The sequence below is a fragment of the Inhella sp. genome, from assembly GCF_027532025.1.
Lineage (GTDB): Bacteria > Pseudomonadota > Gammaproteobacteria > Burkholderiales > Burkholderiaceae_C > Inhella.
Genome location: NZ_JAPZSY010000014.1, coordinates 14,864 through 27,751, shown reverse-complemented (window position 1 = coordinate 27,751; position 12,888 = coordinate 14,864). Strand labels below are relative to the sequence as shown.

Genomic DNA, 12,888 nt, shown 5'->3' with positions numbered 1-12,888 from the left:
TCTCTTCTGCCATGCCCCTGCCCAAAGCCCCCAGCAAGAAAGCCGACCGCGTCCAAGCCCCTGCCCTGGCCCAAGACCTCAAGCCGATGAAGAAGCCCGCGGCCGTCAAGAAGGCCGCAGGCTCGGTCTCACGAGCGGCACCCGCCTCACCCCTGACCGCGCCGCCGCCTGTCGCCGCCTCGGCGCCGGCGTTGGCCGAGCGCGCCACCCCCGTGTTGGCGCCCAAGCCCCGCACCAAAACGCGCACGCAGCCTGGGGAGCCCACCAAGCTGTTCGTGCTGGACACCAACGTGCTCATGCACGATCCGATGTCCTTGTTCCGTTTCGACGAGCACGACGTCTTCCTGCCCATGATCACGCTGGAAGAGCTCGACGGGCACAAGAAGGGCATGAGCGAAGTGGCTCGCAACGTGCGTCAGGTCAGTCGCGAACTCGACGTGCTGGCGGGCGCGATGGCCACGCAGTCCCTGCTTGAGATGAGCAAAGGCCTGCCGCTGGACCACAGCGGTCACAAAGAAGCCACTGGCCGCCTGTTCTTCCAAACCGAGGCCCTGCCCACGACCCTGCCCGCCGGCTTGCCCCAAGGCAAGGCCGACAACCAAATCCTTGCCGTGGTGCAAGCGCTCAAAGAGCGCAATCCGGGCCGCGAGGTGGTGCTGGTGTCGAAAGACATCAACATGCGCATCAAGGCCCGCGCGCTGGGCCTGCCGGCCGAGGACTACCGCAACGACAAGGCGCTGGAAGACTCTGATCTGCTCTACACCGGCGTGCAGCAGCTGCCCGCCGATTTTTGGGAGCGCCATGGCAAGACCATGGAGAGTTGGACCACCAACGGTCACACCTACTACCGCATCAGCGGCCCCTTGGTGCCATCGCTGCTGGTCAATGAGATGCTGTACCTGGAAGCGCCGGGCGAGGCTCCGTTGCATGCCCGTGTGACCGAGATCACCGGAAAGACCGCCGTGCTGCGCACGCTGAAGGACTACGGCAACAGCAAGAACGCGGTGTGGGGCATTGCCGCGCGCAACCGCGAGCAGAACTTCGCACTGAACCTGTTGATGGACCCTGACGTGGACCTGGTCACGTTGACCGGCACTGCGGGCACCGGCAAAACGTTGCTCACTTTGGCCGCCGGCTTGGCTCAGGTACTGGACGAGCGCCGTTACAGCGAAATCATCGTCACCCGTGTGACGGTCCCGGTGGGCGAGGACATCGGCTTCCTGCCAGGCACCGAAGAAGAAAAGATGGGCCCCTGGATGGGCGCTTTGGACGACAACCTGGAGGTACTGACCAAGGGCGACGGTGGCGCCGGCGAGTGGGGCCGCGCCGCCACCCAGGAGCTGATGCGCAGCAAGGTGCGCATCAAAAGCCTGAACTTCATGCGCGGTCGCACCTTCCTGAACAAGTTCGTCATCATCGACGAGGCTCAGAACCTGACCCCCAAGCAGATGAAAACCCTGCTGACCCGGGCGGGTCCGGGTACCAAGATGGTCTGTCTCGGCAACCTCGCGCAGATCGACACGCCCTACCTCACCGAAGGCAGCTCCGGACTGACCTTTTGCGTGGATCGTTTCAAAGGCTGGGCGCACAGCGGCCACATCACGCTGGCGCGCGGCGAGCGCTCGCGCTTGGCCGACTTCGCTTCCGAAGTGCTGTGAAGGCACACGGCATGAAAAAGGGCGCCCGTTGGGCGCCCTTTTTCGTTGGCGATGGGTTCGGCGGTCAGGCTGCGCGCCGGCGGCGCGCAGCCCACAGGCCCAGCACGCCCAGACCAGCCAGCGCGAAGGCGCTCGGCTCAGGCACCTTCAGACTCACAGCGTCCAGCGAACCACCGAGGCTGTCGTTGGTGCCGACGCTGGCGAAGCGCAGGCTGTTGGTGCCAGCCGCGGCGTACACGTCGAAGCTGTACACCTTCCACTGGTGCGCGCCACCGCCAGTGCCGATCATCGTCGGGGCCAACTGCCGGCCGTTCCAGAACACATCCATGCCGTTCGAAGCCGCGGCCACGCCCGGGCGCGGGCTGTAAGCGAAGCTCAGGGTGTAGCCAGCGCTGGTGACCAAGCTGTTGAACAGCTGCTCGATGGTGGTGTTGCCGTTGGTGTCCAGCTCGATGAAGTTCTTGCCCAAGTAGGCTTGGCCCGAAACGTTGTTGCGAACCTCGAAGCCAGTACCGGGACCGCCCACGCGGGTCCAGCCCGCCAAGGTGCTGACGTTGGTCCAGGTGCCGGCGCCCAAGACGACCGATTCGAAATCGCCATTGACGACGAGGTTGACGGGCGCGGCGCTGGCCAGCAAGGGCAGGCTCATCAGAGCGGCAGAAACGAGCTTTTTCATGTTGGGGATGGACAAAGGGAAGATCCGGCGGACCCGATATTCGAACTGTGCCGAACCCAACCCTTGAAAAGCGTGCAAAGGTTGCAACTGCAACACCCGACCGCCGCAGTCCCCCCCAACCGAGGGGGAATCGCACCCGCGGCAGGATCGGGTTTTGTCGCACTTTCACCGCATGGTCACCAACCGCCGCACCACGCTGGGCTTCGGAGCCCTGGCGCTGCTCAGCACCCTGAGTGCCTGCAGCACCCGCCCGCCCCTGCCTGAAGCCGGTGGCTGGCATGGCGTGCGATTGCCAGGCAAAGCCCCCACGCGCTACCAACGGGCGTTTCACGAAGGCCGCTGGGCCGTCGAGGCCGTGGCCGACCGCTCCGTCAGCCTGTGGCGGCAACGCTTGGATCTGCCTCCAGACCGCCTGGGTGAGGTGAGCTTTTCCTGGTGGGCGCCCGCGGTGGTAAAGGGGGCCAGCGTGACGGATCCTGGCCGCGACGATGCCGTGGCGCGGGTGGTTTTTGGCTTCGATGGTGATCGCAGCCGCCTGTCGGCCCGCGTGCGCGCGCAGTTCGAGTTGGCGCAACTGCTGACGGGAGAGGAGCCCCCCTACGCCACCCTGATGTACGTGTACGACAGCGAAGCGGCGGTGGACACCCTCGTCACCAGCGCGCGCAGCGAACGCATCCGCAAATGGGTGCTCGACAGCGGCTCGGAGGGCCTCGGGCGCTGGCGCGACCACCGACGCGACATAGCAGCTGACTTCGAGACCGCCTTTGGCGAAGCCCCTGGTCCACTGCGCTCGGTGGCCTTCATGACCGACGGCGACAACACCCAGCAGCAGGTGCAGGCCTGGTATGGCGCGGTGAGCGTCTGAGCCCTCAAAGCGCGGCGCGCAGCCCGGCCAGCGCGCCGGCGTCTTCGATGGTGGAGAGGTCGCCCGTGTCCCGTCCCTCGCACACCGCCTGCATGGCCCGACGCAGCAGCTTGCCGCTGCGCGTCTTGGGCAACAGGGGCAACACCAGCACGCGGCTGGGGCGCGCCACCGCACCCAACTGCGCATCCACATGCGCTTGCACGCCAGCGGCCAAGCCCTCGGCGTCGCCCTTGGGCACGACAAAGGCCCACGGCACTTGGCCCTTGAGCGCGTCGGCCACGCCCACCACGGCCACTTCGGCCACCGCGGGGTGAGACGCGATGCATTCCTCGATTTCGCGGGTGCCCAGCCGGTGGCCGGCCACGTTGATCACGTCGTCGCTGCGGCCCAGGATGAAGGTGTAACCGTCGGCGTCGCGTGTGGCCACGTCGAAGGTGGAGTAGCGCTGCGGCCCGGGCAGGCTGCCCCAGTAAGTCGTGACGAAGCGGGCGTCGTCGCCCCACACGGTTTGCAAGCAGCCTGGGGGCAGCGGGTAGTCCAGCGCCAGCACGCCCTTGTGGCCCGGCTCGGTCACGGGCTGGCCCGTCTCGGGGTCCACCAAAACGGCGCGGTAACCGGGCATGGGCACGCCGGGGCTGCCCAGTCGCTCGTGCATCGGCGCCACGCCGCGCGCCAGGGTGAGGATCGGCCAGCCGGTTTCGGTCTGCCAGTAGTTGTCGATCACCGGCTTGCCCAGGGCGTCACGAATCCAGCGTGCCGTGGGCTCGTCCAACGGCTCGCCGGCCAGGAACAGCGAACGCAGGCTGGACAGGTCGCTCTGGGTCAGGTGAGCCGGGTCGGCCTTGCGCAGCACGCGCACGGCAGTGGGGGCGCTGAACATCACCGTGACGCGGTGCTTTGCCACCAAGCGCCACCACACGCCCGCGTCAGGCCGCACGGGCAGGCCCTCGAACATCAAGGTGGCCATGCCGGCGATCAACGGCCCGTACACGATATAGCTGTGCCCCACCACCCAGCCGATGTCGCTGGTGCTGAAGTAGGTCTCGCCGGGCCGGCCGTCGAAGATGTGCTTCATGGACATGGCCAGGGCCACGGCGTAGCCGCCGACGTCGCGCTGCACGCCCTTCGGTTTGCCTGTGGTGCCGCTGGTGTACAGGGTGTAGCTGGTCTGGTTGCTCTCCAGTGGAGTGCAGGGCACGGAACGGCCCCACACGCGCTGGCGCTCCTCGTGCCACAACAGGTCGCGCGTGTCATGGCGGTGCAAAGGCTGCAGGCCGCGATCGATCCACAGCACCCGCTCGGGCCGATGGCCCGCCAAACTCAGCGCCTCGTCCAACAGCGGTTGGTAGGCCGTGACCTTGCCGCCACGGCTGCCGGCGTCGCAGCTGACGATGAGCTTGGGCTGCGCGTCGTCGATGCGCCCGGCCAGGGCGTGCGAGGCGAAGCCGCCGAAGACGACGGAGTGAATGGCCCCGATGCGCGCGCAGGCCAGCATCGCGAACGCGGCTTCGGGGACCATGGGGCAATAGATCAGCACGCGGTCGCCCTCGCCCACGCCCTGGTCTTGCAACACGGCGGCCATGGCCTGCACCTCATCGCGCAATTGGGCGAAGGTCCAGGTTTTCTCTTGGTCGACCTCGGTGGAGGCCCAGATCAAGGCAGGCGCATCGGGACGGGTGGCAGCATGGCGGTCCACCGCGTTGTGGCACAGGTTGGTGCGCCCACCCACGAACCACTTGGCGAACGGCGGCCGGCTGCCGTCGAACACCTGCTGCCAGGGCGAGAACCAATCGATCAGCGCCGCCTGCTCGGCCCAAAAGGCCTCGGGTTCGCACAAGGAGCGTTCGTACAGAGCGGTGTAGCGGCCACTCGGGTCGGCAATCGGACTGAGGCTCATGGGCGTGGCGGTGAGAGGCTGGAGAAACTCCATTGTGGGAACCCCCGCCTGACGCGAGGCTGACCGCCCCACCAGCCGCGCCCCCTGACAAACCCTGGGGTTTGCCCAGGAGCGGGCCGGTTCCAAACCGGCTTTGGGTTGACACCCCCGCGCCCCGGGGCCCAAACTCCGGCGTTTTCAAAGGCCAGGTGCCCAAGGCCCCTGCCGGGGAGAGGCCGCCGCGGCAGCGTCACCCCCCTCTGCCCCACCCCCGCCCTGCGTGAAGACCCTAGTCCTGCCCCGCTTCCCCCGGTTGATCGCCCTGCTCAGCGCCCTCGCGCTGGGCGGTGCCTTGGCCGCGCCGCCGGCAGACGGCGGGCCGCCCAACCCCAACGCGGCTGAAGCACCCAAGGCCGCAGCCAGCCAGCCAGCACCAGCCGGCTTGCAGCGCTTTTTGCAGCAGCAGGGCTGGATCGGCCCGCCGGCCGAGGGCGATGGCGGCGGTCAGGCCGATGAAAGCACCTGGCTCAGCGGCGTGCGCGATGGCGCTGGCGCCCTGGTGCGCAAGGCCATGGGGTTCTTGGGTGTGCCTTACGTGCGCGGAGGCAACAACAGCGAGCAAGGCTTCGACTGCAGCGGATTCACCCGCTACGTGTTCGAGCACTCGCTGGGCTTTGTGCTGCCGCGCCGGGCCGACGAACAAGCCCAAAGCGACCGCCTGCTGTCCATCGATCGCGCCGAGCTCAAACCCGGCGATCTGGTGTTCTTCAACACCATGCGTCGCACCTTCTCCCACGTCGGCATCTACTTGGGCGATGGCAAGTTCATCCATGCGCCCCGCGCCGGTGCCGTGGTGCGGGTGGAAGACATGCGCGACGCTTACTGGTCGCGTCGCTTCACGGGCGCACGTCGCGCCCAGCAGCCCGAGTCCTGAACCACCCGGCCCGATCAGCGGGGCAGATCGCCCCCTCGATCTCGAGTGCGCCGGCCGCTGGGCACAATCCGGACCCGACATGACCGAGGTTCGCATTCCCCTGCACCAGTTGCGCTCGCGCCCACTGACGGTGCCCGAAGGCGCGGCGGTGCAAGACGCGCTGCAGCGGCCCCTGCGCGATCTGCGCATCTCCGTCACCGACCGCTGCAATTTCCGCTGCACGTACTGCATGCCCAAGTCGGTGTTCGGGCCCGGCCACCGCTTTCTTCCGCAGGCCGACCTGCTGAGCTTTGAAGAAATCACGCGCACCGCCCGTGCCTTCGTCGGACTCGGCGTGCGCAAGTTGCGCATCACCGGGGGCGAGCCCCTGCTGCGGCGCGAGCTGCCCACCCTCGTTCGCCAGTTGGCCGGGTTGCGCACGCCCGAAGGCCTGCCGCTGGACCTGACGCTGACCACCAACGGCACCCTGTTGCGCCAGCACGCCGCCGCGCTGGCGGAGGCTGGACTGCAACGCGTCAGCGTGAGCCTGGATGCCATGGACGACGCCGTTTTCCGCCGCATGAACGACATGGATGTGGGCGTGGCGGAGGTGTTGGAGGGCATCGCCGCGGCGCAGCAAGCCGGCCTCGGGCCCATCAAGGTCAATGCGGTGGTTCAGCGTGGCGTGAACGAACAGGAACTGCTGCCATTGGCGCGTCATTTCCGGCACCGCGGCATCGTGCTGCGCTTCATCGAGTTCATGGACGTGGGCGCCAGCAACGGCTGGCGCTTGGACGACGTGGTGCCCAGCGCCGTGTTGCGCGAGCGGCTGCACGCCGCCCACCCGCTGCACGCGCTGGACCCGAGCGAACCCGGCGAAACCGCCGAGCGCTGGGCTTACGACGATGGAGCGGGCGAAGTGGGCTTCATCAGCAGCGTCAGCCAAGCCTTCTGTGGCCAATGCAACCGCGCACGGCTGAGCACCGACGGCCGCCTGTTCACCTGCCTGTTTGGCCACCAGGGGTTGGACCTCCGGCGCTGGCTGCGCGACGGCCAAACCGACGACGCGACCTTGCGCGCCCACATCGCCGGCCACTGGGCGCAACGCAGCGACCGCTACTCCGCCCTGCGTTTGGCCGACACGCCCGAAGCCGAATGGCTGCGGGCCACGCAGCGGGTCGAGATGTCCTACATCGGCGGCTGAGCATGGTTGCGCCTCGGGTGCTTGGCGTGGTGCTGGCCGGTGGTCGGGGGCAGCGCATGGGCGGCGCCGACAAGGGCCTGCTGCCCTGGGGCGACGCCGCGATGGTGGACGCCGTGCTGGCCCGGCTGGGGCCGCAGGTGGACGCGCTGGCCATCGTGGCCAACCGAAACCCCGAGGCCTACGCCCAACGCGGCCACCCGGTGTGGAGCGATGACCAGCCGCAGGCCTTCGAGGGCCCGCTGGCCGGTTGGCGAGCGGCCTTGGCATGGGCCCAGGCTTGGGGGGCTGAGTGGGTTCAGTTCAGCGCCTGCGACACGCCGCACCTGCCCACCGACTTGTGCCTGCGCCTGCGCCACGCCTTGGGCACGGCCCCAGCCGCCTACCCGCAACACAACCTCGGCCCAGAGCCCGCGCACGCGCTCGTGGCGGTGGCCGCGGCCCCTGCCTTGGACGAGGCCTGGCGCATGGGCGAGCGCAGCCTGCGTGGCGCCCTGCAGCGCTTGGGGGCTCAGTCAGTGGCCTGGCACGGGGGCGCCGGCGCCTTCGCCAACTGCAACGCCCCCGACGCGCTGGGGCTGCGGCAGGCGTCGGTTCAGCGAGGCGCCACGGCGGCCTTCAAGCGCGGCAGCAGCGCCTGAGCCGCGGCCCGGCCGGCCGCGATGGCCTGCTTGCGCGCGCTGAAATCGCTGCTGGCCACGCCGGTCAGGTCGGGGCGAATCACCACCTCGGCCTCGCGCAGTTCGGAACTGTTGATGCTGCGGCCCATGATGGCCACGGTCTGCATCAGCATGTTGAAAGGATCGGTCTTGGTCTTGGGGTCCGGGGGCGAACTGATGTCGATGGCGATCACCACCTCGGCGCCCATCTGGCGCGCGTAGCGCACCGGCACGGGCGCCACCAAGCCGCCGTCCACGAAGGTGCGCGCGCCGATCTCCACCGGCTGAAACACCGCCGGCACCGCGCTGCTGGCGCGCACGGCCTGCCCCAGGTCGCCGCTGCGGAACAGCACGCCGCTGCCGTCGTGCAGGTTCGTGGCCACGATGCCCAGGGGCACGGGCAACTGCTCGATCGTCTTGCCTCCGGTTTGCTGGCGCACGTAGCGGGCCAAGGCCTCGCCCTTGATCAGGCCCTTGAGCGGAAAGCTCCAGTCGGTGATGGCGCCCTCGTCCATCGTTTCGGCCAGCTTGGCCATCTCCTGGCCCGACTTGCCGCTGGCGTACAGCGCCGCCACCAGGCTGCCGGCCGAAGTGCCGGCCACCAGGTCCACCTTGATGCCGTTTTCTTCCAGCACCTGCACCACGCCGATGTGGGCGAAGCCCCGCGCCGCGCCGCCGCCCAGGGCCAGCGCCACCTTGGGCGCCTTGAGTACCCGCGGTGGTGTCGGTTCGGGCTCGGGCTCCACCGAGGGCGGGCCGGGCGGGCGGCTTGGCGCGGGCGACAGCACCGAACAGCCGCTCAGCAGGGCCAAGCAGCAGGCTATGGCCATGGCTTTCCAGCGCGCGCTCATGCCGCCAGCCCCAGGATCGAACGCCCCACCGACTCGGCCACCTCGATGCCGTCCACCCCCGCCGACATGATGCCGCCGGCGTAGCCCGCGCCCTCGCCCGCCGGGTACAGGCCCTTCACGTTCAGGCTTTGGTGGTCCTTACCGCGGGTGATGCGCAGTGGCGACGAAGTGCGCGTCTCCACCCCCGTCAGCACGGCGTCGGGCCGGTCGAAGCCCTTGATCTGGCGGCCGAAGGCGGGCAGCGCTTCCCGAATCGCGTCCAGCACGTAGTGCGGCAGCACCGGGCGCTCGGGGTCGGCCACCTGCGTCAGGGTCACGCCCGGCTTGTACGAGGGCTCCACCTCACCAAACACCGCCGAGCGCTGGCGCTTCAAAAAGTCGCCCACCAAGGCGCCGGGCGCGCGGTAGCCGCCCTCGCCCAGCTCGTAAGCGCGGCTTTCCCAAATGCGCTGGAAGGCCACGCCGTCCAGCGGATTCACGGGGCCGCTGGACAGGCCGTCCTGCCGGTAGTCCTGCGGGTTGATGCCCACCACGATGCCGGCGTTGGCGTTGCGCTCGGCGCGCGAGTACTGGCTCATGCCATTGGTGACGACGCGGTTGGGCTCCGACGTGGCCGCCACCACCGTGCCGCCGGGGCACATGCAGAAGCTGTACACCGAGCGCCCGTTGCTGGCGTGGTGCACCAGCTTGTAGTCGGCCGCGCCCAGGATGGGGTGGCCGGCGTTGGGGCCGAAGCGCGCGCGGTCGATGACCGACTGCGGGTGCTCGATGCGAAAGCCGATCGAAAACGGCTTGGCCTCCATGTAAACGCCGCGCTGCTGCAGCATGGCGAAGGTGTCGCGCGCGCTGTGGCCCAGGGCCATCACCACGTGGTCGGCGCGCAGTTGCTCGCCGCTGTCCAGCGTCACGCCGCGGATGTGGCCGTCCTCGATCAGCACGTCCGTCACCCGCTGCTGGAAGCGGATCTCGCCACCCAGCGCGGTGATGTCGGCGCGCATCTTCTCGATCATGCTCACCAGCCGGAAGGTGCCGATGTGCGGCTTGCTCACGAAGAGGATCTCTTCTGGCGCGCCGGCCTTCACGAACTCCGTCAGCACCTTGCGGGTGAGGTGGCGCGGGTCGGAAATTTGGCTCCACAGCTTGCCGTCGGAGAACGTGCCCGCCCCGCCCTCGCCGAACTGCACGTTGCTCTCGGGCTGCAGCACGCTTTGCCGCCACAGGCCCCAGGTGTCCTTGGTGCGCTCGCGCACGGCGCGGCCGCGCTCCAGCACGATGGGCTTCAAGCCCATCTGCGCCAGCACCAAGGCCGCGAACAGGCCGCAGGGGCCAAAGCCCACCACCAGCGGGCGCAACTTTTCGCCGCTGGCGTCGAAGTCCACCGGCGCCTGCGCCACAACGCGGTAAGTCGTGTCCGGGCTCGGGCGCAGGTGCGGGTCGCCCTGGGCCAGCAACGCCGCCTCTTGGGCGGCGTCAGCCAGTTCGCAGTCCAGGGTGTAGATCAGCTGGATGTCGGTCTTGCGGCGCGCGTCGTAGGCGCGCTTGAACACCGTGAACGCCACCAACTCGGCGTCGCGCTTCAGGCCCAGGCGCGCCATCACCGCCGCGCGCAAGGCAGGCTCGGCGTGGTTCAGGGGCAGGCGAAGGTCGGTGATGCGGAGCATGGAGGTGACGTCAAGCTGAAAAACCAACGGCGCCCAGGGGCGCCGTGCGGAAGGAGTTCGGAAGACCGATCAGCCTTGGTGCGGACGCTTGCCCGGGTTCTTCTTGCTGCGGGTGTGCGAGCCGCGCTCTTGGCTGCGCTTTTGGCCGCGGGCCGTCGTGTAGGTCACGCCCTTGGGGGCGACGGGACGGGGGGTGGCCTTGCGGTCGGCTTCGGTGCGGATCTTGTTGCCCATGGTGTGGCTCCAGAAAATGAGAGAGGTTGAACGGGCAGAAGCCAGCGAGGGACATCGGCGCATTGCCTGCCACGGGCCTCGCGTGCGGGGCACGCGCGGGCGACAGGAAGGGCGGGAGTTTAGGCGATGCCCGGGCTGCCTACACTGAACCGGCCATGAGCCCGCCTGCCGCACCGCCCCTCGACCTTCCCGCCCTGATCAAAGAAATCGGCCGCGGCGCCCGGGGCGCCCGCGACCTGAGCCGCGAGCAAGCCGCCGCCCTTTTCGGCGCCATGCTGGACGGCGAGGTCGACGAGCTGCGCCTGGGTGCCATCGTGCTGGCCCTGCGCGTCAAGGGCGAATCGGTGGACGAGCTGCTGGGCTTTCACGACGCCATGCAGGCCCGCGTGCAGCGGCTGCAGCACGCGCAGCGCGTGGTGCTGCTGCCCACGCTCAACGGCGCGCGCAAGCTCTTGAACCTCATGCCCCTGCTGGCCCTGCACCTGGCCCAGCAAGGCGTGCCCGTGCTGGTGCACGGCCGCAACGACTTCGGCGCCGCCCGCGGCGACACCTTCGCCCTGTTCGCCGCCCTGGGCCACCCCCGCTGCAACACCCTGGCCGAAGCGCAAGAACGCCTGAACGCCCAGAACCTGGCCGTGCTGCCCACCGCCCTGCTCTGCCCCGGCCTGGACCGCCTCATGGCCCTGCGCCCCCGCCTGGGCCTGCGCAACAGCGCGCACACGATGGCCAAGCTGCTCGACCCCTTCCACGGCCACAGCGTGCGCGTGGCGGCCGTGACCCATGGCGACTTTCTCGACGCCCTGGCATCGGTGCTGCCGCAGCTGGATGGGCCGAGCTTGTTGCTCAAGGGGTGCGAGGGGGAGGCCTATCCGCACCCGCGGCGGCAGGCGAGTTTGCAGGCGTTTGTGGGTGGGGAGGCGGTCGCGCTGGTGCTCGGAGACGTCGAGGACGCTGCGCTCTGGGAAACCCAGGGGGAGGCTTCCGCCGAAGCTCAAAAGCTGCTTGGACATCTATCGCACGGCGCTGCGGCTTGGCCGACTCGCTTGGCCGAGATGGTGGTGGCTCTGGGTCGATTGGCGAGCATGGCGGGCAAATGGCTGGGACCCGACAGGTCGACAACGGAGGTGGCAAAAGGCAAGACCTGACCCCAGTACCCACAAGCTGGCGCGGGCCTTTTTCCCCGTGATGAAGAGCGGCGCGCCGTTTGATGCGGCGCGCGCCTTCGGCTGAACCAAGGAGTGCAAGGTGAAGGGACGGCGCGGGCCAAGCAGCTATGGGGTTGGCAGAACCATGAGACCTGAATGCCAGCCCGCGCCGATCCCGCTCAGTTCCGAGAAGGACGCAGCGCCCGCAGCGCGAGCCAGATGGGGTTGGAGCGCCAAGACCGTGAGGCACGGCGGCGCAGCCACAAGACCTGTGCCGGCCGAACATGTATCAGGCCGGAATGATTGGACGCGCTGGGGAACAGAGGGTTTTCTGGGGCGGTGAATGCCGCCAGGGGCTCAGGCCGCGAGGCCCAGGGCCTTGATCCTGATGGGTGACTGGTGCGCTGCGGCGCAACCAAAACATCGAGAACCAAGTGTGCTGGACTTCGACGACTGGGAAGACGGCTTTGGATGGAAGAACGACCGCGCCCGCTCGGGGCAGGGGTTCGCTTTTGCTACTTGACGGAGGCGGCTAATGGGTGACCCCGGGTCAGCTCAAGGGGCAAAAGGGAAGACCTGACCCCGGGTCAGCTCAAGGCCCAGACGGGCTTCGATATGGGTAAGGGCGACCAGAAGGCGATGAAGCGTGAGATGTCGTCGGCAGCGCGTCGAGCCGGTGGCTTCCCGGGCGGCGCTGCCCAGACTGCTGCAGCACGAAGGGCAGGTGAGCAATACGTCCGTAGCAAGGTGTCCGAGAACAAGAGCGGCTCGCCAGCGCCAAGCGGTGGTCCGCCTCTTCCCAAGGTTCCAACCTCCTGACCGCCCCCGTAGCTAGGACGGAATGCAGCGATGAACATGCAATGGCCGACACGCGAGCAGTGGGAGGACGCCCGTGAGCAGTTCTTCCTACGCCGGATCGACTACCTGGATGTGGCCAGCTCCGGCGCGCCGCCGGAAGACCTGGCACTCGCCATCTCACCCCCTGTTGAGGTCACCGAGTCTGTTTGGTTGTCGCTGTGGTGGGCAGTCAAGCAGGCTTGGCTTCAAGAGCCGATGCCCATTGCTCTCGGCGTGGTCACTGCGCTGATCGCCTTAGCTGGTACGGTCAGGCTGGCACTGCAGCCGGGCTGATCAAGACAGGCACGTGAA

At 68.5% G+C, this 12,888-nt stretch carries 12 protein-coding genes; 7 read left to right on the top strand and 5 right to left on the bottom strand.

All coding sequences use genetic code 11. The features are described 5' to 3' along the window. Positions 1-11 precede the first annotated feature (11 nt). The gene (locus tag O9335_RS03175) at positions 12-1,658 is read left to right on the top strand and encodes a PhoH family protein (protein ID WP_298383455.1); all 1,647 of its coding nucleotides are present in this window, start codon (positions 12-14) and stop codon (positions 1,656-1,658) included. 64 nt (positions 1,659-1,722) lie between these two features. Here O9335_RS03175 and O9335_RS03170 read toward each other — a convergent pair whose 3' ends face one another. Continuing rightward, the gene (locus tag O9335_RS03170) at positions 1,723-2,307 is read right to left on the bottom strand and encodes a PEP-CTERM sorting domain-containing protein (protein ID WP_298383453.1); all 585 of its coding nucleotides are present in this window, start codon (positions 2,305-2,307) and stop codon (positions 1,723-1,725) included. Positions 2,308-2,506: 199 nt separating this feature from the next. Here O9335_RS03170 and O9335_RS03165 point away from each other — a divergent pair, with 199 nt between their 5' ends. Next, positions 2,507-3,199, top strand: coding sequence for a DUF3047 domain-containing protein (locus O9335_RS03165; protein ID WP_298383450.1), 693 nt, complete (start codon positions 2,507-2,509; stop codon positions 3,197-3,199). Between the two features lie 4 nt (positions 3,200-3,203). Here the strand turns inward: O9335_RS03165 and O9335_RS03160 are convergent, their stop codons facing one another. Continuing rightward, positions 3,204-5,096: a propionate--CoA ligase gene (locus tag O9335_RS03160; RefSeq protein WP_298383447.1), complete on the bottom strand. Its 1,893-nt coding sequence runs from the start codon at positions 5,094-5,096 to the stop codon at positions 3,204-3,206. Between the two features lie 259 nt (positions 5,097-5,355). On the opposite strand from O9335_RS03160, the gene O9335_RS03155 reads away from it, so the two are divergent. From O9335_RS03155 to mobA, 3 genes are all read left to right on the top strand, one after another. Next, on the top strand, positions 5,356-6,009 hold the full coding sequence (locus O9335_RS03155; RefSeq protein ID WP_298383444.1) for a C40 family peptidase: 654 nt from the start codon (positions 5,356-5,358) through the stop codon (positions 6,007-6,009). A gap of 79 nt (positions 6,010-6,088) precedes the next feature. Then, positions 6,089-7,192: a GTP 3',8-cyclase MoaA gene (gene moaA / locus O9335_RS03150; protein ID WP_298383441.1), complete on the top strand. Its 1,104-nt coding sequence runs from the start codon at positions 6,089-6,091 to the stop codon at positions 7,190-7,192. Positions 7,193-7,194: 2 nt separating this feature from the next. After that, entirely contained in the window at positions 7,195-7,830 is a 636-nt protein-coding gene (mobA, locus tag O9335_RS03145) for a molybdenum cofactor guanylyltransferase MobA (RefSeq protein WP_298383439.1), read from the top strand. Here mobA and O9335_RS03140 read toward each other — a convergent pair. The 3 genes from O9335_RS03140 to O9335_RS03130 form a co-directional block, all read right to left on the bottom strand. Further along, positions 7,785-8,699: a patatin-like phospholipase family protein gene (locus O9335_RS03140; protein WP_298383436.1), complete on the bottom strand. Its 915-nt coding sequence runs from the start codon at positions 8,697-8,699 to the stop codon at positions 7,785-7,787. The two genes, mobA and O9335_RS03140, sit on opposite strands and share 46 nt — an antisense overlap. Next, the gene (locus O9335_RS03135; protein WP_298383433.1) at positions 8,696-10,360 is read right to left on the bottom strand and encodes an NAD(P)/FAD-dependent oxidoreductase; all 1,665 of its coding nucleotides are present in this window, start codon (positions 10,358-10,360) and stop codon (positions 8,696-8,698) included. Before O9335_RS03135 ends, O9335_RS03140 begins: the two co-directional genes overlap by 4 nt. 69 nt (positions 10,361-10,429) lie before the next feature. Then, a complete protein-coding gene (locus tag O9335_RS03130; RefSeq protein ID WP_164845951.1) occupies positions 10,430-10,594 on the bottom strand; it encodes a hypothetical protein in 165 nt (54 codons plus the stop codon). Positions 10,595-10,749: 155 nt separating this feature from the next. On the opposite strand from O9335_RS03130, the gene ybiB reads away from it, so the two are divergent. Both ybiB and O9335_RS03120 read left to right on the top strand, forming a co-directional pair. Next, positions 10,750-11,739 carry a DNA-binding protein YbiB gene (gene ybiB / locus O9335_RS03125; RefSeq protein ID WP_298383423.1) on the top strand — a complete coding sequence of 330 codons (990 nt, stop codon included), beginning with the start codon at positions 10,750-10,752 and terminating at the stop codon, positions 11,737-11,739. Positions 11,740-12,588: 849 nt separating this feature from the next. Then, the gene (locus tag O9335_RS03120) at positions 12,589-12,870 is read left to right on the top strand and encodes a hypothetical protein (protein ID WP_298383421.1); all 282 of its coding nucleotides are present in this window, start codon (positions 12,589-12,591) and stop codon (positions 12,868-12,870) included. Positions 12,871-12,888 lie beyond the last annotated feature (18 nt).

Bases quoted from the DNA above. Each gene is read 5' to 3' on its own strand.
- O9335_RS03175 (WP_298383455.1), top strand. From the start codon at position 12: ATGCCCCTGCCCAAAGCCCCCAGCAAGAAAGCCGACCGCGTCCAAGCC.
- O9335_RS03170 (WP_298383453.1), bottom strand. From the start codon at position 2,307: ATGAGCCTGCCCTTGCTGGCCAGCGCCGCGCCCGTCAACCTCGTCGTC.
- O9335_RS03165 (WP_298383450.1), top strand. From the start codon at position 2,507: ATGGTCACCAACCGCCGCACCACGCTGGGCTTCGGAGCCCTGGCGCTG.
- O9335_RS03160 (WP_298383447.1), bottom strand. From the start codon at position 5,096: ATGAGCCTCAGTCCGATTGCCGACCCGAGTGGCCGCTACACCGCTCTG.
- moaA (WP_298383441.1), top strand. From the start codon at position 6,089: ATGACCGAGGTTCGCATTCCCCTGCACCAGTTGCGCTCGCGCCCACTG.
- mobA (WP_298383439.1), top strand. From the start codon at position 7,195: ATGGTTGCGCCTCGGGTGCTTGGCGTGGTGCTGGCCGGTGGTCGGGGG.
- O9335_RS03140 (WP_298383436.1), bottom strand. From the start codon at position 8,699: ATGAGCGCGCGCTGGAAAGCCATGGCCATAGCCTGCTGCTTGGCCCTG.
- O9335_RS03135 (WP_298383433.1), bottom strand. From the start codon at position 10,360: ATGCTCCGCATCACCGACCTTCGCCTGCCCCTGAACCACGCCGAGCCT.
- O9335_RS03130 (WP_164845951.1), bottom strand. From the start codon at position 10,594: ATGGGCAACAAGATCCGCACCGAAGCCGACCGCAAGGCCACCCCCCGT.
- ybiB (WP_298383423.1), top strand. From the start codon at position 10,750: ATGAGCCCGCCTGCCGCACCGCCCCTCGACCTTCCCGCCCTGATCAAA.
- O9335_RS03120 (WP_298383421.1), top strand. From the start codon at position 12,589: ATGAACATGCAATGGCCGACACGCGAGCAGTGGGAGGACGCCCGTGAG.